The 349-nt window shown below is 46.7% G+C and carries 1 protein-coding gene; it reads left to right on the top strand.

Translation table 11 applies throughout. The features are described from left to right. Positions 1-349 (top strand): type IV secretory system conjugative DNA transfer family protein (locus ACYQ0N_RS15435; protein ID WP_460163197.1); only part of this gene is annotated, 349 nt, incomplete at both ends.

Raw genomic sequence — 349 nt, 5'->3', positions numbered from 1 at the left:
CACTTTTCCTAAAATAGAGGGAGCTGAAGCTATGTTTTCCGCAAGCCGTTCAAGACGGATAAGCATTGTTGCGATTATTCAGTCCTTTGCGCAGCTCGATAAGAATTACGGCAGAGAGGGACAGGAGATCATAACCGACAACACGCAGCTGACCATTTTCGGAGGTTTTGCCCCGAATTCACAGTCTGCGGAAATTCTGTCCAAATCATTGGGAGAACAGACGGTATTAAGCGGTTCTGTTTCGCACGGCAGAGATAAAAGCCAGTCGCTGCAGATGATCGGCAGACCGTTAATGACAACGGACGAGCTTAAAAGTATGCCCAAAGGACAGTTCATTGTTATGAAAACG

Source organism: Ruminococcus sporogenes, assembly GCF_054655175.1.
This window is presented reverse-complemented; position numbering and strand designations above follow the sequence as displayed.